At 41.4% G+C, this 26,904-nt stretch carries 23 protein-coding genes and 1 other annotated feature; of the genes, 15 read left to right on the forward strand and 8 right to left on the reverse strand.

What is annotated here, in order from left to right; translation table 11 throughout:
- Positions 1-627: 627 nt before the first annotated feature.
- The 3 genes from H2672_RS05355 to H2672_RS05365 are packed head-to-tail and all read right to left on the reverse strand — an operon-like array spanning position 628 to position 3,087.
- Positions 628-1,794 carry an acetoin utilization protein AcuC gene (locus tag H2672_RS05355; RefSeq protein WP_186669995.1) on the reverse strand — a complete coding sequence of 389 codons (1,167 nt, stop codon included), beginning with the start codon at positions 1,792-1,794 and terminating at the stop codon, positions 628-630.
- Entirely contained in the window at positions 1,791-2,438 is a 648-nt protein-coding gene (locus tag H2672_RS05360) for an acetoin utilization AcuB family protein (RefSeq protein ID WP_186670002.1), read from the reverse strand. The genes H2672_RS05355 and H2672_RS05360 overlap by 4 nt, the downstream gene beginning before the upstream one ends.
- Before the next feature lie 16 nt (positions 2,439-2,454).
- Positions 2,455-3,087 carry a GNAT family N-acetyltransferase gene (locus H2672_RS05365; RefSeq protein ID WP_186670004.1) on the reverse strand — a complete coding sequence of 211 codons (633 nt, stop codon included), beginning with the start codon at positions 3,085-3,087 and terminating at the stop codon, positions 2,455-2,457.
- Between the two features lie 184 nt (positions 3,088-3,271).
- Here H2672_RS05365 and acsA point away from each other — a divergent pair, with 184 nt between their 5' ends.
- Complete coding sequence (acsA, locus tag H2672_RS05370; protein ID WP_186670263.1) at positions 3,272-4,984, forward strand: acetate--CoA ligase; 1,713 nt, start codon at positions 3,272-3,274, stop codon at positions 4,982-4,984.
- Positions 4,985-5,111: 127 nt separating this feature from the next.
- Here the strand turns inward: acsA and H2672_RS05375 are convergent, their stop codons facing one another.
- Positions 5,112-8,012, reverse strand: a complete 2,901-nt coding sequence (locus H2672_RS05375; RefSeq protein WP_370569609.1) for a transglycosylase domain-containing protein — start codon at positions 8,010-8,012, stop codon at positions 5,112-5,114.
- 107 nt (positions 8,013-8,119) lie between these two features.
- Positions 8,120-8,316: a binding site (T-box leader), on the forward strand.
- Positions 8,317-8,420: 104 nt separating this feature from the next.
- Between H2672_RS05375 and tyrS the strand changes: the two genes are divergently transcribed.
- Complete coding sequence (gene tyrS, locus H2672_RS05380; RefSeq protein WP_186670006.1) at positions 8,421-9,686, forward strand: tyrosine--tRNA ligase; 1,266 nt, start codon at positions 8,421-8,423, stop codon at positions 9,684-9,686.
- Positions 9,687-9,967: 281 nt separating this feature from the next.
- On the opposite strand, the gene H2672_RS05385 is transcribed toward tyrS, so the two are convergent.
- A complete protein-coding gene (locus H2672_RS05385; RefSeq protein WP_186670008.1) occupies positions 9,968-10,780 on the reverse strand; it encodes a cobalamin-binding protein in 813 nt (270 codons plus the stop codon).
- An 82-nt stretch (positions 10,781-10,862) separates the two neighbouring features.
- Positions 10,863-11,465, reverse strand: coding sequence for a 30S ribosomal protein S4 (gene rpsD / locus H2672_RS05390; protein WP_186670016.1), 603 nt, complete (start codon positions 11,463-11,465; stop codon positions 10,863-10,865).
- A gap of 348 nt (positions 11,466-11,813) precedes the next feature.
- Between rpsD and H2672_RS19900 the strand changes: the two genes are divergently transcribed.
- Positions 11,814-13,682, forward strand: coding sequence for a sensor domain-containing diguanylate cyclase (locus tag H2672_RS19900; RefSeq protein ID WP_186670018.1), 1,869 nt, complete (start codon positions 11,814-11,816; stop codon positions 13,680-13,682).
- A gap of 69 nt (positions 13,683-13,751) precedes the next feature.
- Positions 13,752-14,963, forward strand: coding sequence for a methionine gamma-lyase (megL, locus tag H2672_RS05400; protein ID WP_186670020.1), 1,212 nt, complete (start codon positions 13,752-13,754; stop codon positions 14,961-14,963).
- Between the two features lie 56 nt (positions 14,964-15,019).
- Here megL and H2672_RS05405 read toward each other — a convergent pair whose 3' ends face one another.
- The gene (locus tag H2672_RS05405; protein ID WP_304626071.1) at positions 15,020-15,499 is read right to left on the reverse strand and encodes a GAF domain-containing protein; all 480 of its coding nucleotides are present in this window, start codon (positions 15,497-15,499) and stop codon (positions 15,020-15,022) included.
- 195 nt (positions 15,500-15,694) lie between these two features.
- Here H2672_RS05405 and ezrA point away from each other — a divergent pair, with 195 nt between their 5' ends.
- The 9 genes from ezrA to H2672_RS05450 all read left to right on the forward strand — a co-directional run bounded on the left by ezrA (position 15,695) and on the right by H2672_RS05450 (position 24,377).
- A complete protein-coding gene (gene ezrA / locus H2672_RS05410; RefSeq protein ID WP_186670022.1) occupies positions 15,695-17,386 on the forward strand; it encodes a septation ring formation regulator EzrA in 1,692 nt (563 codons plus the stop codon).
- Positions 17,387-17,541: 155 nt separating this feature from the next.
- The gene (locus tag H2672_RS05415) at positions 17,542-18,675 is read left to right on the forward strand and encodes a cysteine desulfurase family protein (protein WP_186670024.1); all 1,134 of its coding nucleotides are present in this window, start codon (positions 17,542-17,544) and stop codon (positions 18,673-18,675) included.
- Positions 18,675-19,877, forward strand: a complete 1,203-nt coding sequence (gene thiI / locus H2672_RS05420) for a tRNA uracil 4-sulfurtransferase ThiI (protein ID WP_186670026.1) — start codon at positions 18,675-18,677, stop codon at positions 19,875-19,877. Before H2672_RS05415 ends, thiI begins: the two co-directional genes overlap by 1 nt.
- A gap of 297 nt (positions 19,878-20,174) precedes the next feature.
- Positions 20,175-20,381, forward strand: a complete 207-nt coding sequence (locus H2672_RS05425) for an alpha/beta-type small acid-soluble spore protein (RefSeq protein WP_067207561.1) — start codon at positions 20,175-20,177, stop codon at positions 20,379-20,381.
- Positions 20,382-20,550: 169 nt separating this feature from the next.
- On the forward strand, positions 20,551-20,760 hold the full coding sequence (locus H2672_RS05430; protein WP_186670028.1) for an alpha/beta-type small acid-soluble spore protein: 210 nt from the start codon (positions 20,551-20,553) through the stop codon (positions 20,758-20,760).
- A gap of 176 nt (positions 20,761-20,936) precedes the next feature.
- Complete coding sequence (locus H2672_RS05435) at positions 20,937-21,140, forward strand: alpha/beta-type small acid-soluble spore protein (RefSeq protein ID WP_186670030.1); 204 nt, start codon at positions 20,937-20,939, stop codon at positions 21,138-21,140.
- Positions 21,141-21,319: 179 nt separating this feature from the next.
- Positions 21,320-22,891: an acyl-CoA synthetase MbcS gene (mbcS, locus tag H2672_RS05440; RefSeq protein WP_186670032.1), complete on the forward strand. Its 1,572-nt coding sequence runs from the start codon at positions 21,320-21,322 to the stop codon at positions 22,889-22,891.
- A 176-nt stretch (positions 22,892-23,067) separates the two neighbouring features.
- The gene (gene rarD, locus H2672_RS05445) at positions 23,068-23,979 is read left to right on the forward strand and encodes an EamA family transporter RarD (RefSeq protein WP_186670034.1); all 912 of its coding nucleotides are present in this window, start codon (positions 23,068-23,070) and stop codon (positions 23,977-23,979) included.
- Between the two features lie 95 nt (positions 23,980-24,074).
- Entirely contained in the window at positions 24,075-24,377 is a 303-nt protein-coding gene (locus tag H2672_RS05450; protein ID WP_186670036.1) for a hypothetical protein, read from the forward strand.
- Here the strand turns inward: H2672_RS05450 and H2672_RS05455 are convergent.
- Complete coding sequence (locus H2672_RS05455) at positions 24,372-25,172, reverse strand: NAD kinase (protein ID WP_186670038.1); 801 nt, start codon at positions 25,170-25,172, stop codon at positions 24,372-24,374. The two genes, H2672_RS05450 and H2672_RS05455, sit on opposite strands and share 6 nt — an antisense overlap.
- Positions 25,173-25,279: 107 nt before the next feature.
- Between H2672_RS05455 and sppA the strand changes: the two genes are divergently transcribed.
- Together sppA and H2672_RS05465 are read left to right on the forward strand one after the other, a co-directional pair.
- Positions 25,280-26,293, forward strand: coding sequence for a signal peptide peptidase SppA (gene sppA / locus H2672_RS05460; protein WP_186670040.1), 1,014 nt, complete (start codon positions 25,280-25,282; stop codon positions 26,291-26,293).
- A 13-nt stretch (positions 26,294-26,306) separates the two neighbouring features.
- On the forward strand, positions 26,307-26,897 hold the full coding sequence (locus tag H2672_RS05465) for an RDD family protein (RefSeq protein ID WP_186670042.1): 591 nt from the start codon (positions 26,307-26,309) through the stop codon (positions 26,895-26,897).
- Positions 26,898-26,904: the final 7 nt, after the last annotated feature.

Consider the following 26,904-nt stretch of genomic DNA (forward strand, 5'->3'; position numbering starts at 1 on the left):
TTCCGAGATGTATGGATGCGTAGTGATGCGACAAAGTCGCATCACTATGCATTCTTTTCGGTAATCGTATGGTAGTCCTTCATCCGTCGTTCTCCAAATGCATAAGTACACGTAGTCCATTTGGAGCTTTTTTGGACGAAAGAATAGCTGGCTTCTTAACTAGAGAAAAGCCGCCAAAGATGCAATTTTGGCGGCTGAAACTTTCTCTATGGTTTTCTCTTTTTTTATTAAAGAAGTGTCACTTTCTAGTACGCATCACATGATTACATGCCTACTCTTTGCTAGGAGTAAGCAAGGAACGCATTATACAATGTGCAAGGGTGCCCGAAATTGTATCTTCGGGCGCTTACTCTCACTAAAGAATGTCATCTATTCTTTTCTTTCAAAGCAACTGCATTATTCACTTGAATAGTGTAGGTACGCGACAGGCAACTATTCGCAACAGGATTACTGAAAAAAGTTTGGCTAGAAGTGACGGAGTCACTTCTAGCCAAACTAGGCCCCCTCAGTAAATCTGTCATGAATAGTTAGCCGTAAGCGGGCCGAAAATAGTCCAGTGAAAATGAAGGATATCAAGCCCTTCTCACCGGTATTTTATTCAAACAAATGGTTAATCAGCAGACGTGGTTATTTGTCGATTTTTTCGTTGCGGATCATATGTAAGGCCCGACTAAGCATTTGCGCATTTTTCTCGGTAATTTCATCTTTTCGTGGAATAGGTTCATAGAGTGGTACAGGATCTTCCCAAGTAGGAATGAGTGTAACGGGAGACTGCTCCTGCCACGTCGATAGCCAGTCCGCGGGTAGAGGACCGGTAGGTGGAGGGACATTTTTCATCGCAAGCCAAATGTGAGCCCAAGCCCTTGGGACAACGCGCCAGATATCATATCCGCCACCACCGACGGCTATCCAGCGGCCTTCGCAATATTCTTCTGCAATTTCGCGTGCAACACGAGGAATTTCTTTATAAATATCCATTGTTCCATAAAGATGGGTCAAGGGATCGAAATAATGTGCATCTGCCCCATTTTGTGTCAAGATGACATCTGGTTTGAAAAATTCAGTCACTTCTTTCATGGCTGTTTTATAAATTGAAAGGAATGACTCATCCTCTGTGAAAGCATCTATAGGGAAATTGAAGGAAGTCCCATAGCCGGCACCATTGCCGCGTTCGGTTATACCTCCGGTTCCAGGAAACAGGTAGCGCCCAGTTTCATGGATGGATAGTGTACAGACTGTTGGATCATCATAGAAGCTCCATTGAACGCCATCTCCGTGATGGGCGTCTGTATCGATATAAAGAACGCGTGCTCCGTATTTTTCTTGTAAGTATTTTATGGCAACTGAGCTGTCATTATAGACGCAAAAACCGGAAGCACGTCCATGGAATCCGTGATGCAGACCCCCACCCAGGTTTAATGCATACTTAGAGCGTCCTTGCATCACTTCATCTACTGCAGTCAATGTACCGCCGACTAGCATGGCACTAGCTTCATGCATATTTGGAAAAATTGGCGTATCCTCTGTGCCGATACCGTAAATACTGCCAACATCCTCAGTTAGTTCACCTTTACCAGCCTTTTTTACGATATCAATAAACTTTTTGTCGTGGGCGAGAAGTAATTCCTCGTCTGTCGCCATACGAGGTGCGATGATATCGCTGTCTTGAATGGCTCCAGATTTCTTTAAAAGGTCGAGAGTTAAGAGAATTCTTTTTTGGTTGAATGGATGCGAATCTGAAAAAGAGTAGCCAAGTTGCTCTTCTGAAAAGATGAAAACGGCATCTTTTTTCATACGTCAATTCCTGGAACATTTGGCCATAGGACCTCAAATCCGCTACCCTTCAGTCCCTCAATAATTTTGAGAGGATTCATTGAATTAATCCGGATAACAAGAATCTTGTTTGCTTTGTTCTCTTTATCAGGATAGACGAGCACACTCAAAACGTTTAATTTCTGCTCGTGAAATACTTTGGATACTTCGAAAAGGATCCCGGGTGTATTCGGAACCCGTACTTCTATTTGTGAACCAGGTTGATGTGCGCCAGTCAATTCAATATATTTGTAAAGCAAATCTGTTTCGGTGATAATACCAACTAGTTTTTTGTTGGATACAATTGGCAGTGAACCTATTTTATTATCATAAAATAGTACCGCCGCTTCTTCAACAAAGTCCATTGGATGTCCGAGAATCGGATTTTTCGTCATCACGTCGGAAAGTAAAGTATCATACGGACTGTTGTCTTTTATTTCGGAAACGGAAGAGGGAACAACTTCTTTCAAGTCTCGATCCGTCACGATGCCGACTACCGTGCCATCCGCAGAAAGAATTGGCAAGTGGCGAACTTTTTTATCCCGCATGGCGTCAAGTGCATCTTTTACAGTGTTTTCTGGTGAAAGAGTTAGAACATCTTTTATCATTATTTCTTCAATTAGCATTTGATTTATCCTCCCTTCAATACATGAATCGGTTCATGAACCGTAGATTGTCAAATTGCTGGATGGTTTCTTGATTAATCCTTTTGCCAATCCGTGCCATTAGGCAATTGGCTGGATGAGAACTTATTTCAGGATCGTCAGTTGCGTAGTATTCCAAACCACCGGCATTCATCATCTTCTCCATTACTTTTCTGTACTCCCAGACGTTAAGCTTTGTACCCTTCAAATCCCAGTGCCAGTAATATTCAGTCGTAAGAATAATATAATCTTCCATTGCATCATCCATCATGGAAACGCGTAAAAGTGATTTACCAACTCCGCCGGCCCTGAACTTTGGAATAACTTCAATTGCCCCGAGTTCGATTAATTTTTCTATATTCCCTTGCGACCATCGCTCCAGAGGATCGGGATACAAATAAGTTACGTAGCCCACAATTTCATTCGAATCGCGAACGATTAAAATACGACCTTCTGGGAGTCCTGCAATTTCAATGAGTGCCTTGTGTTGTTGTGCAGGAGGTCTGAATGCAATAAGATCCTCGTGGAAGTCAAGGCTAGCAAGGTAATCTGCAGTAATGGGCCCCTCGATAACAATGTCTCCATTCTTATGTTTTATCTCCATCGCGTTATATGTTTTTATATGTTCCAATATGATCACCTCCGTATTTGATATAAACCTACTATCTAGTATACAACAATATCAATAAATAAAAGCTAGTTGATTTCTACAAATTTAAAACTGTTGGAAAAATAAAATTAATTAGACAACTAGGTTTGGATTGAGGTAGAATGATATTTATATTGTAATAATGAAAGGGTGAAGTAAATTGGTAATGAAAACGTTGCCCGCAGTTAAGGGGGATTATCAGTTAGCAGATTATGATCGTATGGCCGCAGAATTCAAATGGGCAGATGCAGAGAAAGAATTCAGCTGGTTTGAAAGTGGACTCATAAATATTGCCCATGAAGCGGTAGACCGCCATGCGGATTCCTATCGAAAAAACAAGGTTGCACTTTATTATAAAGATGCGAATCGCAAAGAAACCTATACGTATAACGAAATGAAAAAGATGTCTAATAAAGCTGCAAACGTATTGCGCAATCAGTCGCCGCTAGAAAAAGGTGACCGGATTTTCATCTTTATGCCACGCTCACCGGAATTGTATTTTGCACTCCTCGGCGCGTTGAAGCTGGGTGCTATCGTCGGACCGTTGTTCGAAGCATTTATGGAAGGTGCTGTCTATGACAGACTGTCTGATAGTGAAGCGACTTCAATCATCACGACACCTGAACTTCTTGAACGGGTACCTGTCGATAAATTACCACACCTGAAGACAATCTTTATTGTAGGAGAAAATGTAGTAGAAGAAGGTCTTATCGTCGACTTTAACAAGCATATGAAAGATGCTTCGCAGTACTTTCAAGTTGAATGGATGGACAGAGAAGACCCAACTCTTCTGCATTACACTTCAGGTTCAACTGGAAAACCTAAAGGCGTCGTCCATGTACAGGAAGCGATGGTGCAGCAACTGCAGACAACGCGGTGGGTACTGGATCTAAAAGACGAGGACATCTTCTGGTGTACCGCGGATCCAGGTTGGGTGACAGGCACGGCTTATGGTATTTTCGGACCGATGCTTGCCGGGGCGACTAGCCTGATTCTTGGCGGCAGATTTTCGGCAGATGCCTGGTATGGGGCGATTGAGGAATATGGTGTCACGGTTTGGTATAGTGCGCCAACTGCATTCCGAATGCTTATGGGAGTTGGAGAAGGACCATTAAGCAATTTTGATCTTTCATCACTGCGTCATATTCTTTCCGTGGGTGAACCACTAAATCCAGAAGTAATCCGGTGGGGATCTGAAGCGTTTAAATTGCGTATCCATGACACATGGTGGATGACCGAAACAGGTGCGCAAACAATTTGTAATTTCGGATGTCTGCCAATTAAACCGGGATCGATGGGCAAACCAGTTCCGGGAATTGAAGCGGCCATAGTTGATGATCAAGGGAATGTATTGCCTCCAAATCATATGGGTAACTTGGCTATTAAAAAAGGCTGCCCTGCGATGATGCGACAAATTTGGAATAATCCAGAAAAATATGCATCTACCTTTATCAATGATGAGTGGTATGTTTCGGGTGACTCAGCATACATCGACGAGGACGGATATTTCTTTTTCCAAGGCCGTGTCGATGATGTGATTATGACAAGTGGAGAACGGGTAGGACCATTCGAAGTGGAAAGTAAACTTCTTGAGCATCCCGCGGTTGTTGAAGCTGGGGTTATCGGTAAACCCGATCCGGTTCGCGGCGAGATAATTAAAGCATTTGTGGCACTTCATGAAGGAATTGAGCCAACGGATGAATTAAAAGAAGATATTCGACAATTTGTTAAAAAAGGGCTGGCGGCACATGCTGCTCCGCGTGAAATTGAATTCAAAGATAAATTACCGAAAACACGAAGCGGAAAAATTATGCGTCGTGTGTTAAAGGCTTGGGAACTGAATTTGCCGACAGGTGATCTGTCTACAATGGATGACTAACGTCAAGCAACCAAGAAAAGCGGCTGGCACCTGTAGCTAGACACTATTCTAAGTCGAAAAACCTTATGCTATCTTATCTTTCAAAAAAAGAGCTTGTCCGCTATTAACAGCGGACAAGCTCTTTTTCCTATTCATCACCAGTTCCGTTATCTCCACTTGCAGGAGGGGTGGTACCACTGTTATTCCCGTCCTCGCTTGCAGGAGGTGGAGTAACAGGCGGTACGTTTTCCGTAGGAGGCGTTTCAATAACTTCCTTTTCTGGTTCCGGCGCCGCAATGGTGACTGCATTGGAGCCGTTTGAAAGTCTTCCGGTAATGTCGACAGCCTTGACTGTGTATGAGCCGGCCCCGACTGTAAAGGCGTTTGAAGAACCGTCTTTTATTGTTCCAATTTTAACATCGTTTGCATAAATGTAGTACCCAATAACATCATTGGAAGGTGAATTTCCCCAGGTAATTGTCGTTCCATTCAAAATAATAGTTATTGGTGCAGGAGCGACATCATCAGCATTAAATATAGCTCCAGACACGACATGAGATGCGAAAGCCGAGTTTGCTGGGAACAGTTTTGAAGGATCGCCTCTCCAAGGTCCGAGCATTCGGTCGATGAACACTTGGTTAACGCCTGTGCCGCCTGATGACACGAATTCGCTAGGTGTAGATGGAAGTGCAAGATACCTCGACCCTTTAACAGACACATAAGAAGAAGAGGTAATGCTATCATCCGGTTTTGTAGGTAACATCACTTTTGCGTTGAATAAATCTGTTTTAACGAGCCCTGCAGATGAACATGCAGCAGAGGGAGCGAGCCCAGAAATACCGCAGAATGATTTTTCAACGACACCGTCAGGACGACTGAATTTTGCAGAGGCTCCGACTATTTCTGGTGTTACTTCGTTCGCGGCATTCATGATACGGGCGAAAAGCATGCTTGTCCTTGTGGTAGGATGCAATGTTTGCTTTTCCAGTCCGTAATAGAGACTCCGTGTTCGGTCTTTGTATCCGAGCCAAACTCCAAGAGAAACATTTGGGTTGTATCCAACAAGCCATGCGTCACCGTAACCTTGTGTTGTTCCCGTTTTGGCAGCAAGATCTGTAGTGAATTTCATGTTTTGTGTTACTTGCGAGCCTGTACCGCCAGGTTTCAGAACATCACGTAACATATCGGTAACGATATAACTTGTTTCGGGGCTAAAGACATCAACGGGTTCAATTTCATGCTGATAGACGACATTACCATCCATATCTTCGATTTTTTCGACGATGTATGAGTCAATGAACTGCCCACCGTTTGCAAATGTTGCAAATGCATTCGTATTTTCCTCGACACTCATCCCGACCGTCATGCCTCCGTATGAAGTAGAGGGATTTACATAGTCCCCAGGAAGAAGTTTCGAGATGCCCATCTTATCGAGGAATTCGGCAGGGCGTCGATCAAGGATGTCGCGATATAATCTTGCCGTTGCCAAGTTCAATGACTTGGAGAGTGCTTCCCTTGCAGGAATGATTCCATACTCCATCGATTTAGTATAGTTGCTCGGTGACCACATAGAACCATCCGATTGTTTAATATTAAACTTAACATCAACGACGGGACTACCAGCCCCGATGACACCATACTCAATAGCTGGTGCATAAACGAGAAGTGGTTTCATAGCAGATCCGTTCTGTCTGTATGCTTGTGTAGCATGGTTAAGCGCTTCGTGTTCATGTCCACGGCCGCCGATGAAGGATAAGATTTTACCGGTGCTATTTTCAATCATAATTGCACCGACCTGGACCGGATCCTCCGCCAATTGGACCTCGCCGGAATCAGAATCTTTTACTTCGCGCGTATAGGTGAATCCGTAGTTTTTGAAATCATTACCGACTTCATTCATCTTGTCGTATAGATCTTTATTAACGGTAGAGTAAATTCTAAAGCCATCATTTTTCATTGAACGCGTCGCAAGTATCGAATACTTTTCTTTTAATTTCTCCTCTTGCTTAAGGCGTTCAGCATCGATTCCATCTTTTTCTGCGATAATTTTAGCCAGTATTTCTATCGTACGATTCTGAATTTCTTGCGTCAAATAAGGATATCTTTCATTCGCGCGCATGACGGGATCACGGAAATCTTTTGTAATATCATAGACGATTGCTTCATTGTATTGCTGTTCTGTTATATAGCCAGTTTCCTTCATCCTGAAAAGAACTGTTTTCATCCGATTAATTCCCGGCTGTAAGAATTCTTTTTCCTTCAATCCGCCACCGCTTTTAAAAGGGGTATAAGCGAAAGGGGCCTGAGGAAGTCCTGCGATAAAGGCGGCCTGCGGTAAATTCAATTTCGCCGCTTTTAAAGCGAAAATACCACCAGCTGCAGTTTCAATACCTGCGATATTTTGCCCATTTGAATTACGGCCGTATGGAATAATGTTCAAGTAGGCTTCAAGAATTTCATCTTTTGTCATGAAATGCTCGATTCTCATTGCCAGTAGCATTTCTTTCGCTTTTCGTTCATATGACACTTCGTTGGTTAAAATTTGGTTTTTAATGAGCTGTTGTGTCAGAGTCGAACCGCCAGTTTGGTTATCAGAGTTCGTTACATCCTGTAATAGTCCGCGGAAAATTGCTTTAGGAACAATGCCCTCATGTTGTTCGAAATACTCATCCTCTGTGGCGAATACCGCATCAATAACGAATGGGGATACACTTTCCAGTTTCGTCTCCTTACGTTCTAAATCAGAGTTAACTTTACCGATATAGACATTGCCAGCGAGATAAAGTTCGGACGTTTCTTCGTAGGTGAAGATTGCTTCCCGCATTTCTTGCTTAGAGCGAAGTGGTTCTTTGGCTACCAATGAAGCGAAATAGCCTGCTCCGACTGAACCGGCAAATACTACTAGTGTCAAACCTACTACGAAGAATAGAAGTAAAAGGTTCCAGGTGACGCCTGATGTGATACGCATCCCTTTAGCCCATTTCGTTTTAGTCATCGTTTCAAGTTTCTCTTCTATTAGATCAATACGATTCTTTTGATGTTTACTCACTTAAATCAACCTCCTGAAATCTTACCTATTATAGCACATTTCCATAAAATCCAATCGATAATGTTTGACAACTTTTGAATTTCGGTTAGAATTATTGATACATATACTTTCACATGTTGAATGAGTCGAAGTAGTGGTTGTGGAACCGTTTAGAGAGACAGCGGCTGGTGAAAGCTGTCCGGTAAGCCAATCATGAATTACAGCTCTGGAGTGTGACGCGTGCGCAGTGTTATTGCGTTTTGAGTGGAGAATTTTTTCTCAAGCCGGGTGGTACCGCGTTAATACGATAATTAGCGTCCTTGCATGATTTTTTTAAATCGTGTAAGGGCTTTTTTGTTGTCTAGTTATAGGCGCTATATGGCCCACTTGACGCGGTGCGTTAGTACTTAAATTACAGGAGGGGTTAGGATGAAAGAGAAATTAATGGAAGACTTAAAGTGGAGAGGGTTACTTTACCAACAGACGGATGAGGCAGGTCTTGAAGATTTGCTGAGTAAGGAGAAAATTTCTCTGTACTGCGGCGTCGATCCTACTGCTGATAGCATGCATATTGGACATATCGTTCCACTGCTTACGCTTCGCCGTTTCCAAATGCATGGACATCGTCCGATTCTACTTGTTGGCGGAGCTACGGGTATGATTGGGGATCCATCAGGTCGCGCGGAGGAAAGACAGCTACAAACGACTGAACAGATTGATAAAAACGTGGCTGGGATTAAGAAGCAGATGGAGCGGATTTTCGATTTTAGTTCTGAAAATGGCGCGCAAATGGTGAATAATAATGACTGGGTCGGTTCGATGAGTGTCATCCAGTTTTTACGTGATTACGGTAAATTGTTAGGTGTGAACTACATGCTTGCAAAAGACAATGTTGCATCACGTCTAGATAGCGGAATTTCCTTCACGGAGTTTTCGTATATGCTTATTCAAGGAATTGATTTCAACCATTTATTCAATAATTATGGTTGTAGAGTCCAAATTGGCGGATCGGATCAGTGGGGCAATATTACGACGGGACTAGAAGTGATTCGTAAAACGCATGAAGAAGAAGTAAAAGCATTCGGCATCACAATTCCACTTGTCACAAAGGCAGATGGTACGAAATTCGGTAAAAGTGCAGGCGGCTCAGTGTGGCTCGATGCAGAAAAAACATCTCCATATGAATTTTACCAATTCTGGATTAATACAGCGGATTCAGATGCCGTTAAATATATGAAAATATTCACGTTCATAGAGCGTGAAGAAATCGAAGCGTTTGAAATTACGATACAAGAAGAACCACATTTACGGAAAGCGCAACTCAGACTGGCAGAAGAAATGACACGCCTGATTCACGGCCAGGAAGCGCTTGACCAAGCAATACGTATTTCTAAAGCATTATTCAGTGGTGATTTGAAAACACTTACTGCGAATGAAATGAAAGACGCATTCAAAGACGTCCCTTCGTTTGAAATGGCGAAAGAAGTTAAAAATATCGTTGACTTTATCGTCGATTCTGGCGTGTCACCGTCAAGACGACAAGCTCGTGAAGATGTGACGAATGGTGCGATTTCATTGAACGGTGAACGGGTGACAGATACAGCATACGAGGTCAGCGCAGCAGATCGTCTGGATGATGCGTTTGCGATTGTTCGTCGCGGTAAGAAAAATTACAAAATGGTGAAATTCGTTTAATTATGGACATGAATGAAAAAGGATTCGTAGTCTGATCATCTGGCGAGAGAAAGAGATAATTGGGGAGAAAAAACAGTAGGCTGGAAAATGACATTCCATCAAGGGACCCTTGTTCCGCTGGATTGAAGAAGATTTAAAGCTAATCTGCCAGACTGTCATGGCAATACACGAAACTGTCGCGTCAAATGGCAAAACCTTCATCGAAAATTCTCGGTATAACAATAACTTCTAATAGAAAAGGCTGTTTTCCCAATCAAAAAGGGGAAAACAGCCTTTTCATTTTATACGTTTATAACCCATTCAGGTAACTGCAAATCTGCATATTCTTCTGGATGAATCATTTTTGCTAATTTTAAAGCCCCTTCAAGGAGTCTTGGGGAAGGGCGGCAATACAGTTCTTCTTCCATTACTGATAAGCGGTCACTTTTCACTGCGGCAAGGTCTCTCCAACCTGGACGTTTCAGAACGACTTCTTTTTTCACTTTATTGATTCGCACGCCGACCCATGCAAGAAGAATATAATCAGGTTCTCTATTTAGCACGTCTTCCCAGTCAGTCTGCACACTCGCGAGTTCAACATCCCGAAATTCATTCAACCCGCCGGCAATCGAGCTGATTTCTGTCAACCAGTTGATGCTACCCGGTGTGAATACCGGTTTCGGCCACCATTCCCAATATAGCCGGGGAGTTTCTTCAACGGTGGTAGCGCGTTTTTTCATCTCATTAATAAATGATAGATACTCCAATCTGATTTGCAGGGCTCGCTCTTCAATGCCACATGCTCGCCCAACGGTGAGTAAATCATCGGCGATATCATTTAAACTTTGTGGGTCCAGTATTATATGAGGAATCATACGCTTCTCAAGTTCTTCGATATTTTTTTCCATTCCGGGCACGCTCAGCGATGCAAGCACTAAGTCAGGCTCATACAATTCCAATTTATCCATATCAATCGACAAATCGGGACCGAGGCGGGGAAGGGTGTTAATGCTTTTTGGCCAATCGGAAAAATCATCAACTGCAACGAGTTGATGGATGAGTCCTAGATAGGCAAGCAGTTCCGTATTACTCGGGCAAATCGATACAAGTTTCATATAATCACCTCATAAGTCGTAGTATGTATAGTATATCACGAAAAAAAAGAGCCCTGTGAAGGACTCTTTTCCAAAGAAGCTATTAACGTGAGTAGAATTCAACGATAAGTGATTCGTTAATTTCTGCTGCAAGTTCGCTGCGCTCAGGCATGCGGACGAATTGACCGACTTTAGTATCTTTGTTGAATGTAACGTATTCAGGAACATAGTTGCTCACTTCAAGCGCTTCATTTACAGTATCAAGGTTTTGAGATTTCTCACGGAAAGAAATTTCTTGACCAGGTTTAACACTGAAAGAAGGGATGTCAACGCGTTTACCATCAACCAAGATATGGCCGTGGTTTACAAGTTGGCGTGATGCACGACGTGTGCGTGCAAGACCCATGCGGTATACAATGTTATCTAGACGAGTCTCAAGAAGAATCATGAAGTTAACACCGTGTTTACCAGGCATCTTACCAGCTTTGTTGAAAATCGTTTTGAATTGACGTTCGTTAACGCCAAACATGAAACGAAGTTTTTGTTTTTCTTGTAATTGCTTTCCGTATTCAGAAAGTTTTATGCGTTGGTTAGGACCGTGTTGTCCCGGGCCGTAAGGGCGTTTTTCGATTTCTTTTCCTGTGCCTGTAAGTGAAATCCCAAGACGACGGGAAAGTTTCCAAGATGGACCTGTATAACGAGCCATGAAAGACTCCTCCTCTATTGTTGGTTTTATTTTGTTGTAAAATAAGAACCAGATGTGTTCAATCCAAATGCCATTCTATCATCTTGCATCCTCGCCTCCGCAGCCAGGAAGTTACTCGATGCACCTTGTAAAAGGAATAGACTGGACAACCTGAAACACACAACTGCTGCAACTATTTTACACAAGTTCCATCATAACAACTATAGAAGTAAGAGTCAAGCTTCATACTTGTAAACTAAAATAAGTCAAATGGGCTATGTAAAGTAATGGTATCTATAGTACCATTGTATTATAATGGTAGTAAGACTTATTTGAATTCTATATACAGATTAGGATTGGGGTGATTGTGTGACGGATCATCAATTGACGATGCTTAAAATTAAAAGTGATTTGATGGATTTATGGACCAAAGATACTGCTTTGCAGTCGTATGAACAATGGTTTAAGGCATTGAAACTAAAACTAAATAACCATTTTTATATTGCAGAAGCGGACTATTTCATATATGCCAACAATAGTTTCGTGCCTCTTAAAGGACATAAATCTGTTTCTAAGAGGAAAGAAGCTTTAGTGTTCGATGCACTGGAAATGGGAAAAGCGTTCAGCCATGATTCTTTAATTTCGCGAGTTAAAGAGAACGGTTTTAACTATGCCGACGACTTTCTTCTATTTCAAAACTTGAAATCTGAACCGCTCGGATTGCTGGTTCTTAAATCTACTGATGAATGGAAAGCCTTTGCTGCATCGCCATTTCTACATGAGCTCGAAAAGGTAGTGAGCGACATCATTGAGATAGTAAGGGAAATGGTGTTTCTTGTAAAAGAGAAAAAAAGCTCCAGGCGTTTGTTCGGAGTCACCGAATTATTCAATTCAACGATGCAAAGTAATGTGATTTTAGATGGCGTAGTCTCTGCGATATCTAAAAACTTTCCATCATCTGAAGTGGGGCTTCTTTTATCTCATGATCAAAAAGGGATGACGCATAACTATAAGTTAATTGATTACATGAACGAAAGACAGTCTGCAATGAATGCGTTCGTATCGGGTGAATTTACAAAGGAAGTTATGCCTGAACTTTCTTGCACGCTAATCAATGCACCAATCAGAGGAAGACAAGGTATCTATGGTGTGTTGCAAATTAAAGCACCAGTTGACCTCGTTTTTTCATCGACACAGAAAAATTTTGTCAGTATGGTAGTAAATACTGCAGGAAGTGCGCTAGAAAAAGCAATTCTACATGATCAATCCCACCGTGTTATCGAAGATTTACAACTTGTCAATGAAACGTCAAAAAAATTGAATAGCAATATGCATTTTGGAGAAATGACAGCATTTTTGAAACAGCAATTGCTGAAAGCGTTTCGACCAACAGAAATTGCATTCGTTTTTAACGATGAACAAGATGGTTATGACATCTCTCAATTAAGTACGGATTTTTTTCGGACAGAATCCGGCAAGAATTATATTGAATTCGCGTCTAACCACTTGAGGAGTGGTAAAGAAGCATTATTTGATGCGAATTTCAGTGGCACAATGAACGAACCAATTGGTTACGAGTCAATCATTGCGATACCAATTATGAATCAAGAGCTACTTACGGGCTTCGTCGTATTACTGCATATGGATCAGTACTTTTTTTCATTTGACAGTTTCAAACTGATACAATCTCTTATTGGACATTCTTCGCTTGCACTTGCGAACTCGGTATTACGCGACCAGTTACAGGAACTTGTTGATAAAGATCACTTAACCAAGCTCTTTACAAGAAGCTACGTAGATAAGATTATTGAAAAGTCGATTGTTGAAGATGAAATGGGTGTTTTTGTTCTCGTAGATGTCGATGACTTCAAGAAGGTAAACGACACATATGGACATGTTACTGGTGATGATGTGCTGAAGCAGATTGCTTCCACCATAATTTCAGAAGTATCCGGTAGAGGTGTTGCTGGAAGGTGGGGGGGAGAGGAAATCGCTATCTTTTTGCCGTTGACAGGATTTCAAGAGGGAGCATTATTTGCGGAACGACTGGTCAAACTTATCCCTGCTACCACTGAACCCTCGATAACAGTATCGATAGGGATGCATAACTGGACTTCGAAACGACAGTCAACTTATAAAGAGCTGTTTCAGCGTACTGACAAAGCACTATATATGGCGAAAAATAACGGTAAAAATCAAGTGGTAATCCATGAAAAAACCAGTTGTATCTTTTCCTAACTGTGATTAAAGAGTAAACTAATAGAGAGGGAGTTAGAATATTTGAAAAACGTAAAGGGGGCAATGGAAATGGACAAAAAAAACCTGCACAAAGATACGATTGTCATCCATGAGGGATATGAGGACAGAGAACATCAGGGGAGTTTAGCGGTTCCACTTTACCAAACATCGACCTTTTCGTTTGAAACAGCATTACAAGGGGAGAATCGTTTTTCGGGTGTTGAGGAAGGGAATATTTATTCCAGACTTGGTAATCCAACTGTCCGCGTGTTAGAGGAGCGTATGACAGCCCTTGAGAACGGAAAAGGTGCACTTGCATTTGGTTCAGGGATGGCGGCAGTCAGTACGATTCTCGTCCACTTGACGAAGTCAGGTGATCATATTCTGTGTTCACGTGGAATTTATGGCTGCACATTCGGACTTCTTGGTATGCTGAATGAGAAATATAATATCACGCATGATCTTATTCAGATGAAGACAGAAGAGGAGATTGAACGGGCTATTAAACCGGAAACGGTCTGTATATATATTGAAACGCCTATCAATCCAACAATGGAACTTGTTGATCTTCACGCAGTCGTGAATGTAGCGAAACGTCACGGACTTCGTGTTGTAGTCGATAATACTTTTTCGTCGCCCTATTTGCAAAATCCGCTCGATATCGGAGCGGACTTCGTTTTGCATAGCGCAACAAAATATATTAACGGCCACGGAGATGTCATAGCTGGGCTTCTTGTCGGAGCCGATAAAGAAGAGATGGAGTCAATCCGCATGTCCGTGCAGAAAGATTTCGGAGGCATCATATCACCATTCGATGCTTGGCTTTTAATCCGCGGATTGAAAACGCTATCGGTTCGCATGGAGCGCCATACCTCAAATGCGGAAAAAGTGATTGCTTATCTAAAAGGTCAGAAGCTTGTGGAAGAGATCTACTATCCATTTGATAGAGACAATCCACAATATGAAATAGCGAAACGCCAAATGAGAGCAGGAGGCGGCCTGATTTCATTTACAATTAAAGGTGGTAAAGAAGGGGCTCAGCTATTAATGGATAGCCTATCCCTCATTAAGATTGCAGTTAGTCTGGGAGACGCCGAAACGCTTATCCAGCATCCCGCGACGATGACACATTCAGTTATTCCGGAGGCAGAGCGTCTGCAGATGGGTATCACTGATTCTTTGTTAAGGCTTTCAGTCGGTCTAGAACATGCTGAGGATCTTATAGCTGATTTCAAGGCGGCATTCGTGATCATGGAGACGGCAATTACTGAGCGGGCTTAACCAATGAAAAAACTGCCCTGGCCACCGATTGTCCGGTGGCCAGGGCAGCTTGTTGTTCAAAGATGTTTGACTAGAACCTCGACGAGATATTCCAGTCCAGCTCTATCTTCTTCAGTGAAGCGGTTCAGCTCAGGACTGTCGATGTCAAGGACGCCTAGCAAGACACCGTCTTTTATTAAAGGTACAACGATTTCAGATTGTGAAGCTGCATCGCAGGCAATATGTCCGGGAAACGCATTGACGTTTGGCACGACAATTGATTTTTTTGTTTCAGCCGCTGTTCCGCAGACACCTTTTCCAAGAGGAATACGGATGCACGCGGGTAGTCCTTGGAAAGGGCCGAGTACCAGTTCTGCGTCATCCATTAAGTAAAAACCGACCCAATTGATGCGGTCGAAAAATTGATTGAGTAAAGCAGAAGCGTTGCTCAAGTTTGCGTACATATTTTTCTCGCCTGTCAACAATGCGTCCAATTGACTTGAAAGTTGTTCATATTTCACTTTTAAATCAGTGGCATAGTCAATTCCTTGAAACAAATAGAACACCCCTTATAAGTATATTTAATTTTAATAAGTATACATTTTAAGACGTTTATAAACAAATTTTGTCGATTATTAGGATGGAAAGCAGATTTTTCCCTATAAATCATTCATATTCGCAACTAAAAGAGTTTAAACGTGGTACTATATAGAATAATATCATGGTACAGTGACTTGGACAGGGGGACCACGATGAAAATCATCATCATCGCCATACTAATAATTATTTTATTAACGACAATCGCCTTCTTATTCAGGCGCAAACATATCCAGGAAATTAGTCGATTGGAGCAGGAGAAGCTACAAATCCAACATAAACCCATCTTAGAAGAGATGACGAAAGTGAAACAATTGAACATGACTGGCGAAACCGAAGAGAAATTTGAACGGTGGCGCAGTGAATGGACAGAATTGATGGACGTACATATGCCAGAAATCGATACATTATTATTTGATGTAGAGGATGTAGTAGATCGTTTCCGTTTTAGAAAAGCAACAGGGTTAGAGAAAGAAATTCAAGAAAAAGTTCGATTTTGCGATAAAAAAATGAACAACATTTTGCATGAGTTAAACGAACTCGTTGGCAGTGAAGAGAAAAACCGCATCGAGATGGAAAAATTAAAAGAACAGCATCGTGCCGCTCGCAAGGCAGTACTCGCTCATCAACATTCGTTCGGCATGACAGCGAATCCCCTTGAAAAGGAACTTGAATCATTTAACCCGAAATTCGTAGAATACGACGAGTTGACAGCGAACGGCAATTATTTGCTGGCACGGGAAATTGTTATGGCATTATCAGCAAAGGGTGATCATGTTTTTACGTTGATTCACGAAATTCCATCGTTGCTTTCTGAAATACAAAGCAAAATTCCAGCATCAGTTCGTGAAATTCGAAATGGAACGAGAGAGATGGAAGAACAGTCCTATTATTTGCAACACCTAGAACTGACTGAACAACTTAGAATAATTGAGTTTGAACTTGAAGAGCTGTTGTTAAAAATGGCTGACCTTCAAATTGAATCTGTTCAACAGTGTACAAGCGACATAAATGATCGCATCGATTCGTTTTACGATGCGCTTGAGAATGAAGTGAATGCAAAGCATTATGTAGATGGGCACTATAATCAAATTGCCGATAAGCTTCACGTAATAACAATTTTGACAAGAGAAACTTCAGACGAGGCGGCTTTTGTTCAGCAAAGTTATCGACTGGATGAAAAAGAGGCACAAATTCCACAACTGGCTCTCAAAAAATTAGGTTCTCTCGACAAACGGTTTGGTGTGCTTATTTATAGACTTGAGGAACAAGTATCTGCTTATTCGGGATTACAAGAAGAGTTGCAATCCATTTCTGAAGAACTAGAGCAAATAGCTGATGAACAGGAAAGTTTAAAAAATCGTATGAAAAACTTACGAATTGATGAAAATAATGTTCGGACTAAACTGGAAGAGTTATCGCGTAAATTACAAAATTCGGAACGTATGCTACATAAAGGGAATATTCCTGGTGTACCAGATGATATGGAAGCTCGCCTTGAAGAAGCCGATGAACAAATTTATATCGTGACACAAAGTTTACAGGAAGTACCGCTTAATATGAGTCTCGTCGATTCTTATTTAGAGAACGCAGCGAAAGCTGTAGATGATGTAACCATGAAAGTTGAAGAGATGCTTGAGAATGTATTGCTGATTGAGTGGATCATCCAATATGGAAACAGATACCGTGGGTCCAATCCCGAAGTTCACGCCCGCCTGTTAGATGCTGAAGAGTCATTCAGACAATTCCGTTATGCAAAAGCATTAGAAGAAGCAGCAACGGCGGTTGAAGAAATGGAACCGGGTGCAATGAAACGAATTGAAGAACTTGTGAAAGAACACGTCTGAGTTAAAAAGTAGACTACAAATAGCCACCGGCATATAATGCAGGTGGCTTTGTCACGCATTTAACTTGAATTAGCAGGGTGCAAACTCCCTGCTAATTCAAGTTATGCCTTCTGCGTATGTCACTAATTTTTTTGTAAAATGAAAGGAAGATTCACATGATTTATTTTGATAATAGCGCTACAACGGCTCCTGATGAGAGTGTGCTTACATCTTTCATAGAAGTAAACAAGCGCTTTTTTGCGAATCCCGCTTCAATACATCTTGCTGGGAAGGAAGCCGAGACGCTTCTTGAACGATCAAGAGAACAGATCCTATCGATTCTTGGTGCACCTAACGGAGAGCTTTTATTCACATCGGGTGGTACGGAGGCCAATAATTTGGCGGTTATCGGTTTTGCGCGTGCTTTGCATGCCAGGGGCAACCATCTAATCACAACAAAAATAGAACATCCATCAGTTCTTCATTCAATGAGACATTTAGAGACGCAAGGGTTTGAAGTTGATTATTTGTCAGTGGATGAACAAGGAACGATCTCTGTTGAAGAGTTGAAAAGTAAACTTCGTAAAGATACAATACTTGTCAGTATCATGCATGTCAATAATGAAATCGGTACAATACAGCCAATTGCTGAATGTGCACGTATCATTAAAGAAAACTCAAGGGCGCTATTTCATTCGGACACCGTTCAAAGTTTTGGTAAACTACCCGTTTCGTTATCAGGTGACGGTCCGGACGCAATAACGATTTCAGCCCATAAAATTAATGGCTTGAAAGGTTCGGGCATACTAGCATTAAGAAAAGGAATGACACCAGAACCAATTAGTTATGGCGGTGGCCAGGAAAAAGGAATGCGCAGCGGTACCGTTTCTGTAGCAGACGCAGTCGCGTTGGCAAAAGCAATCCGGATAAGTGCGACAGATGTTGAGCAGAAAGACTTTAGGCAATGGAGAAATCGCCTAATTAAGTTTATCGAGCAATTTGAAAATGTTCGTGTACTTGCCCCTGATAAGGCAGCGCCGCATATCTTAGCTGTCGCTTTTTATAAAGTGAAAGGGGAAGTCGCCGTTAACTTCTTTCAAGAAAACGGCATAACTATTTCAACGTCTAGTGCTTGTTCATCGAAAAATGGCACTATGGGACATGTTATAGAAGCAATAGGTGTTAATGGGAAATTTAATAACGGTGTAATTCGTATCAGCTTTGGAAAAAATAATATTGAACAGCATGTGGTGGAATTCGAGCAAGTATTTGCACGGTTCATGGAACTGCTTGGAAGGGGAAATAAGTAATGGAATGGAACGAACTATTGATACGCTATGGAGAGATATCATTAAAGGGGCGAAACAGGAATGTCTTCGTCAAGAAATTAAGAAACAATGTTAAAGATGCTTTGAGTGATTTGAAAACGGTGATTATTAAATCAGAACGTGACCGCATGTTTCTTTTTGCGGAAGACAAAAATGAGATGGAAGAAGCGATAGCTCGTTTGCCGCATGTTTTTGGCATCCAATCATTCAGTCCTGTTGCAAAATGTGAAGCGACGCTTGAAGCCATAAAAGAAAAAGCATTAGAAGTCATTGGTGCAGATGAGACTGCTGGTAAAACGTTCAAAGTTGAAGTGAGACGTACAGATAAAAGATTCCCTCTTGTAACAAATGAGTTGCAGTTGGAAATTGGGTCGCATGTGTTACGTAGCTTCCCAGACCTTATTGTGCAAATGAAAAAACCTGATATTGTATTACACATTGATATTAGAATAGAAGGAGCTTTCTTAACTGCTAAAGTGTATGAAGGTGCAGGCGGTATGCCGGTAGGTTCGAATGGTCATTCAATTCTTATGTTGTCAGGCGGTATTGACAGTCCGGTTGCAGGTTATCTTATGATGAAGCGCGGTGTGTCGATTGATGCAATACACTTTGCTAGTCCACCGTTCACAAGTGATTTGGCTAAACAGAAAGTGATGGACCTCGCAGAGAAGTTAAGTTCATTTGGAGCAGCAGTTAGGCTTCATATAATACCATTCACCGAAATCCAGCAAGCAATTGTCAGTCAAGTACCGGATAATGTTTCAATGACAACAACGCGAAGATTAATGCTTCAAATTGCTGATAAAGTGCGCGAAGAAGAAGGTGCGCTCGCGATTGTAACAGGGGAAAGTCTCGGACAAGTCGCAAGTCAAACGCTTGAAAGCTTAACGGCTATCAATGCTGTGACTTCTTCACCTATTTTGCGTCCTCTCATTGCAACGGACAAACTGGATATTATAGATATTGCTCAAACGATTGGCACATACGAAATTTCAATCAGACCTTATGAGGATTGCTGCACAATCTTTTCACCTTCAAATCCGAAAACAAAACCGAAGCTTGAAAAAGTCGCTTATTATGAAAGCTTCACTGATTTCGAGCCAATGATTGAAGAAGCGATTGTAAATCGACTAATAGTTGAATTACCACTTCAACAAAAGGACGACTTTGCAGACCTACTTTAATGGTTCAATGAATTACTGTTTGCATCCCTTGTATGAAATTCCGTTTGCGATGCATTCTATACGCACATAGAAGTTGGCGCTAAAGTTAAATGGGTTCGGGATAACTCGCACTCAATCAAATAGAAGAACTAAAAAGCTGCATCGGACATTGTCTGATGCAGCTTTTTAGCTTATATAGTGTAAGCAAAAGTATGGTTGCTTAAACTAACCCCAAGTGTTTGGCGGTATTTACCATTTGTTTTTCACGCATGAATTTTATTAACAGGCGCATTCTATGTGCACAAGGAGGTGATAAATATGGCGAACAACAACAGCGGCAACTCGAATCAACTAGTAGTTCCAGGCGTAAGACAAGCACTTGATCAAATGAAAAATGAAATTGCAGCAGAATTCGGCGTACAAATGGGGCCAGATGCATCATCGCGTGCCAACGGATCCGTCGGTGGAGAAATTACAAAGCGATTAGTGCGTCAGGCGCAACAACAAATGAATGGCAACAAATAAAAAATTTCATGCAATGAAAAGATGTTTTTTAACAACTTTTCGCCAATATAGTGTAAGCAAAAATGCAGGTATTTAAACTGTTTTAAGTAAATGGTGAACATTACCAGGACAAACAAATGCATAAAGTTTTGTAAACGGCACATTCTATGTGCACAAGGAGGTGACAAACATGCCAAACAACAACAGTGGTAATTCAAATCAGTTAGAAGTTCCAGGCGCAAGACAAGCACTGGACCAAATGAAAAATGAAATTGCAGCAGAATTCGGTGTACAAATGGGACCAGATGCATCATCACGTGCGAACGGTTCGGTCGGTGGAGAAATTACAAAACGACTAGTGCGTCAAGCGCAACAACAAATGAACGGATACCAAAAATAACTTTTTAAATGAAAAGCTGATCTAGGTATTATCAAAATCAGTTTTTCGCTTCTACAGTGTAAGCAAAAGCAAAGTAAATTAAACAGATCCAAAGTGATTAACAAAATTTACCACCCATTATTATTGCATGAATTTCTGCATCTAGCACATTCTAATTGTACAAGGAGGTGACAATCATGGCGAACAACAACAGCGGCAACTCGAATCAGTTAGTAGTTCCAGGCGTAAGACAAGCATTGGATCAAATGAAAAATGAAATCGCAGCAGAATTTGGCGTACAAATGGGACCAGATGCTTCAGCGCGTGCCAACGGATCCGTCGGCGGGGAAATTACAAAGCGCTTAGTGCAACAGGCTCAATCACAAATGAAGGGTTACTAAGAATAATTGTTTAATGAAAAGCTGTTCCGGAATTATTCCGGGACAGCTTTTCGCATTTTTAACAAGTATTAGCTAGTAAAGCACGAAATATCCTTAAATTAATCCGAAAGAGTAAAATAGTTTTGAATTATCTGCCGTTTATTTGTATACTTGGATAATACATCTAAGGGGGAGTTTACATGAACCGTGAACAACTGATTGCACCAGAACAGTATAACCTTGTCAGTGAATTTGAAAAGTATGCAACAGGTACAGGAAAAAAAGCGCTTATTTATGTCAATGCAGAAGGGAACAAGAAGGAAATTACATATGATGAATTAATCACTTTAGCGAATAAGGCAGCAAATGTCTTTAAATCGAATGGACTTGACAAGGGTGACGTCGTTCTTGTTATGGTTCCGAGGTTAATCGAAGCATATGTGACATATATCGGTGCACTTAAAGCGGGACTTGTCGTAATTCCAAGTTCAGAAATGCTACGGTCTTCCGATATCGAATATCGATTGGCACATAGTGATGCTAAAGCAATCGTTGCGTTCGATGCATTTACTGATCAATTTAGCGAAGTGAAAAACATGAGGGATGTCAAATTATTCGTTGTCGGAGAGGCAAAGAAAGATCAACTTTCACTAACCAATCTAATGGAAACGGCATCAGCGGAGTTCACAGCACCACAAACGAAAAGTTCTGACATGGCATTTCTATCCTACACATCAGGTACAACGGGGAAACCAAAAGGTGTCGTACATACACACGCTTGGGGGTATGCGCATTTACGGACGACAGGAGCGAGCTGGTTGGGTATCAATGAAGGTGACGTTGTTTGGGCTACGGCTGCGCCAGGGTGGCAAAAGTGGATTTGGACACCTTTCTTATCTGTAATTGGTAGCGGAGCAACGGGACTGGTGTATGATGGGAAGTTTGACGTGAAGACTTATTTAGAGTTAATAGGCCAGTATCGAGTAAATGTATTATGTTGTACACCAACGGAATACCGGTTCATGGCGAAAGCGGAAAATCTGGGGGATTATGATCTTTCATCTATCCATAGTGCAGTCTCAGCTGGAGAACCGCTTAATCGTGAAGTTATTGATATCTTTGACAAGACTTTTTCGCTTTCTGTAAGGGACGGCTACGGCCAGACGGAAAATACATTACTTGTAGGAACGATGCTTGGCATGGAGGCTCGTCCAGGTTCAATGGGTAAACCAACGCCTGGCAATAAGGTCGACATCATTGATGATGAAGGGAACCCGGCTGTACCAGGAGAAGTTGGTGACATTGCTGTACACGTATCGACACCCGCATTGTTTAAGGAATATTTAAAAGATCCAGAACGGACAACAATGCAGTTCCGAGGCGATTATTACGTAACAGGTGATCGTGCAAAAATGGATGAGGACGGTTATTTCTGGTTTGAAGGTCGCGGGGATGACATTATTATCAGTTCCGGTTACACAATCGGACCATTTGAAGTAGAAGATGCATTGACGAAGCATCCCGCAGTCCGTGAATGTGCAGTCGTTGCGAGCCCGGATGAAGTTCGGGGGAATATTGTCAAAGCATTCGTTGTGCTACGTGATCCTGAACGGAAAAATGAAGATGGTCTCGTTAAAGAATTACAGGATCATGTGAAAAGTTTGGCAGCGCCTTATAAATATCCACGTAATATTGAATTCCTGGATACTTTGCCGAAAACGGCCTCAGGAAAAATCATGCGAATTGAATTAAGAAAGCAAGAACAACAGTAAATTATACCAGAAAACAAGCCGCTTTTTAAGAACGGGTTATTCCGGACTTTTTAAGTGGTTTTTGGTATTTGCGGCTAGGTTGTTGTGTTACAACATAATCTCATCTTTACGCAGCGTATTAATGGGTCTATACTTAAGTTATTATTTCGGAAATCAAAATATATGGGGGCGTCGTGATGCAAACAGAAAAAACCGGTGTCCTCTGGGCAATCGGTTCGTATCTTATTTGGGGAGTTATGCCAATTTACTGGAAAAGTCTTGAACATGTCGCGAGTGCTGAAATATTAGTGAGTCGTATCGTGTGGGCATTTGTTCTGACGCTAGTAGTGGTTCTACTTATGAAGAATGGACGTCATCTTAAGGATGACATAAAAACCCTGTGGGCATCGCAAAGAGACTTTTGGGCTTTGTTCGCGGCTTCAGCACTTGTTTCGACGAACTGGTTTGTCTACATATGGGCTGTGAATCATAATTATATCGTTCAATCAAGCCTTGGTTATTACATCAACCCGCTAATATCGGTACTACTTGGAATATTTTTCTTGAAAGAAAAGCTATCAAGAGCACAGCAGGTCGCTTTTTTAATGGCGGCAACTGGAGTCATAATCTTGACGGTTTCATACGGTAAGTTTCCGTGGCTTGCATTTACACTGGCCATAACGTTTGCTGTCTACGGTCTTATCAAGAAGCAAATTAAGCTAGATGCACTGCGTGGGTTGACGATCGAAACGTTCTTTATTGTGCCGTTTGCTGCCATCTATTATGTGTGGCTATTCATGGAAGGCAATGCAGTATTCTTACATTCAGATATCAAGACGGATATTTTACTTATCCTAACAGGCGTAGCAACAGCTCTGCCTCTTATTATGTACGCAAAAGGCGTACAAAGAATTCCATTGTATATGGCAGGCTTTCTTCAATACATAGCACCAACTATGATGCTGTTTCTCGGAGTTGTCGTTTATAAAGAAACGTTCGGGGGAATTGAATTATTGTCATTTGCGTTCATTTGGTCAGCATTGTTACTCTTTACGGTATCTAAAGTAATGGAAGTGATGAAAATGAAGAAGAACCAACTAAAAATATAACGACTTCCTTTTGGGAGGGAAAATAGAAAGTATCGGTTAGCACCGATGCTTTCTATTTTTGAATCTATTTAGAAGGTTAAGCAATCGATCTGCCAATGAATATAATGAAAATTAATGCCACTGAAAAAACTGTAGTGAAAGTTATAGTAAATATACTTCTAGCCATTGCTTTCCATTCCCTTACATCCTTTAACCCAATAACTCCTAGAAAAAAAGCTATCACCGTTATACCTAAGACAATTTCTATTGGGGAAAGCCCTATGATTTTGGTGGGGAAATTAAAAAAGGTAGCAGACGATGTTGCGATGAAAAATAAAGGGATACAAAGTAATGAAAGTATAAAGGACCATAAATTAATACTGATTTTCATTCTACCCCTTTCTAAAAGTACTTTATAAATAAATTCGCTGTACTTTCTCCCAGAAGGAGTTGTTTTTAAGTTTTACCGTTTTCACCGTTTTATCGCTCAATCTGATTTCCACGCTTTCAACCTGACGAATCCCAAGCGCTTCATTGTCAGCGGCAACTAAAGGGAAAACGTTCCCATCCTGATGAACTTTTAGTTGGAATTTACGTTCGCCACTCATTATGAAGGACGAGCCAAGTGTTCTATATTTATTATTGTTTACGGAAGCAAGTTCAGTCACTTGGAAACACCGAAGTAATGGATCAACGACCGCTCCATTGACTGATTTATTGTAAGCAGTACTGCCAGTCGGTGTCGAAATTATAAGACCATCCCCGAGGAATGTTTCGAACAATTTATCGTCAATAATGACATCCAGTACGAATGTCCGAATAATATTCGAACGAATACTGAATTCATTTAGGCAATAGAATGGTTGGTGATTATCAATCTTTACTTCGATAAGTGGATACTTTCTCACTTCAAGGCCCGCTTTACGAATGGTCTGCGTCATTTCGAAAAGATTATTATAATGGAAATCACAGTAAAGTCCGGGTTTACCTGTTAAAGAAATGCCCGCATATAAACAATCCTGCCGGAAACCGGTTTTGCGCACCGCTTGTAAAAATGAACCATCGCTACCAATGCTGATAATAATATTCGCATCTTTATCGTTGTCGGTCATTGTAAAACCCTCATGAATCAATGCGTCTGCCACTTTGGACTTTTTATCAAGTGAATCTTCATCATGTTTGCTGTAAATAAAAATATTCATTCGATCTGTCATTACACAAAGCCCCCTCTGAATAAGTTATACTGATTTTACCATGGAGTGAAACATTTTGGTGTATCAAAACGTATAAGTTAGTGGAATGAAAAAAGGAGGAAATTGAAATGACAATGAAACGATGGATTGCAATCATCGTCGCTGCAGTACTTGTTTTTGTTTCTGTAGGCATCAATTCGCTATCGTACATATTTACGAGAGACTTCAACGGCTTCTTCGATGAAATGATGGCAACGTCATCTTCAGGGTATGAGGAGACGGTTATTGAGGAAGGAAACGGTAAGGAGAAAATCGCCGTTCTCTCGCTAAATGGCGTTATACAGGATTTGGGGAATACATCATCCCTCTTCCAATCTGGGGGCTATAATCATCAATATTTCATGAATCAGCTGTCAGATATTCTTGAGGACACTACTGTGAAAGGCGTTGTTCTTGAGGTGAATTCACCTGGTGGTGGAGTTGTTGAATCAGCAGATATTTATGATGCCATTCGCATGATTCAGGTAGAAAGAGAAATTCCACTGTATGTTTCGATGGGCGGAATGGCTGCTTCGGGCGGTTATTATGTGTCAGCACCAGCTGAGAAGATATTTGTTAATCGTGAAACGATTACAGGTTCAATTGGTGTCATAATGGAAAGTGTTAACTACGCGAAACTTGCCGAGAAATACGGCATTGATTTCAACACGATCAAGACAGGTCCTTACAAAGATATTATGAGTGGATCGCGTGAGATGAAAGACGAAGAACGCGTTATGCTTCAAGAAATGATAAATGATTCCTACGAGCGTTTTGTTGATATTATCGAAGAGGGTCGCGGCATGACAGAGGCTGAAGTGAAAAAAGTGGCTGATGGCCGTATCATGAATGGGCGTCAGGCAATCGAAGCCGGCCTTGCGGATGAGACCGGTAAGGTTGGTGATGCCATTACTGCTATGAAAGAGGATTATAATCTTCAAAATGCAACAGTATTCGAGTATACGTCCCTTGATAGCTGGACTTCAATCTTAGGTGTGAAGGCAGGAAATATGTTTGGCAGTACTATTGAGTCTGAACTGATAGGCAAGTTATTAAATGATTACAATGCACCACGGATGATGTATTTGTATGGTGAAAAATAAGGAGGGCTAGCGTATGTCGGAACATATTGAACAACAACCGAATCTGACGGGGAATTCCACTACTGCGACGCCTGTTCCAGATTACGAGACTATTCAAGCGGAGCATTATCGGGCGAAGTATGCGGGTTTCTGGACGCGACTATGGGCATATGCAATCGATCTACTTGTTTTATCAGCAATAAGCGGGATTATCATTAAGCCGATATTTCGAGTTGCAGGTTGGGAGATTACTAATCCACCATTCTTCTTGTTCAGCAGCTATAAAGTCACACTCCTTATTTTGCTATTGCTTTACTTCACGCTAATGACGAAATATTTACAGCAGACAGTAGGGAAGATGATTATGGGTATAAGAGTAGCGGCTAAAGGCGGGGGCAAGCTAACGTGGGGGTCTGTCATATTCCGTGAAGTTTTCGGGAGATTCATATCGAAAATGTTGGTCATCCCTTATCTGCTGGTCCTATTCATGCCTAGAAAAGAAGCATTGCATGACTTATTCGCTGATACAGTTGTCGAACATGAGCATTCTTATGAAAAAGAGATGCGTGTAGATTACCGTAAACGGATTGAGGGACAACAGTTGCAAGAGGGTACTATCATTTAGTAAGATA

The sequence above is a fragment of the Sporosarcina sp. BP05 genome, from assembly GCF_014282005.1.
GTDB lineage: Bacteria > Bacillota > Bacilli > Bacillales_A > Planococcaceae > Sporosarcina.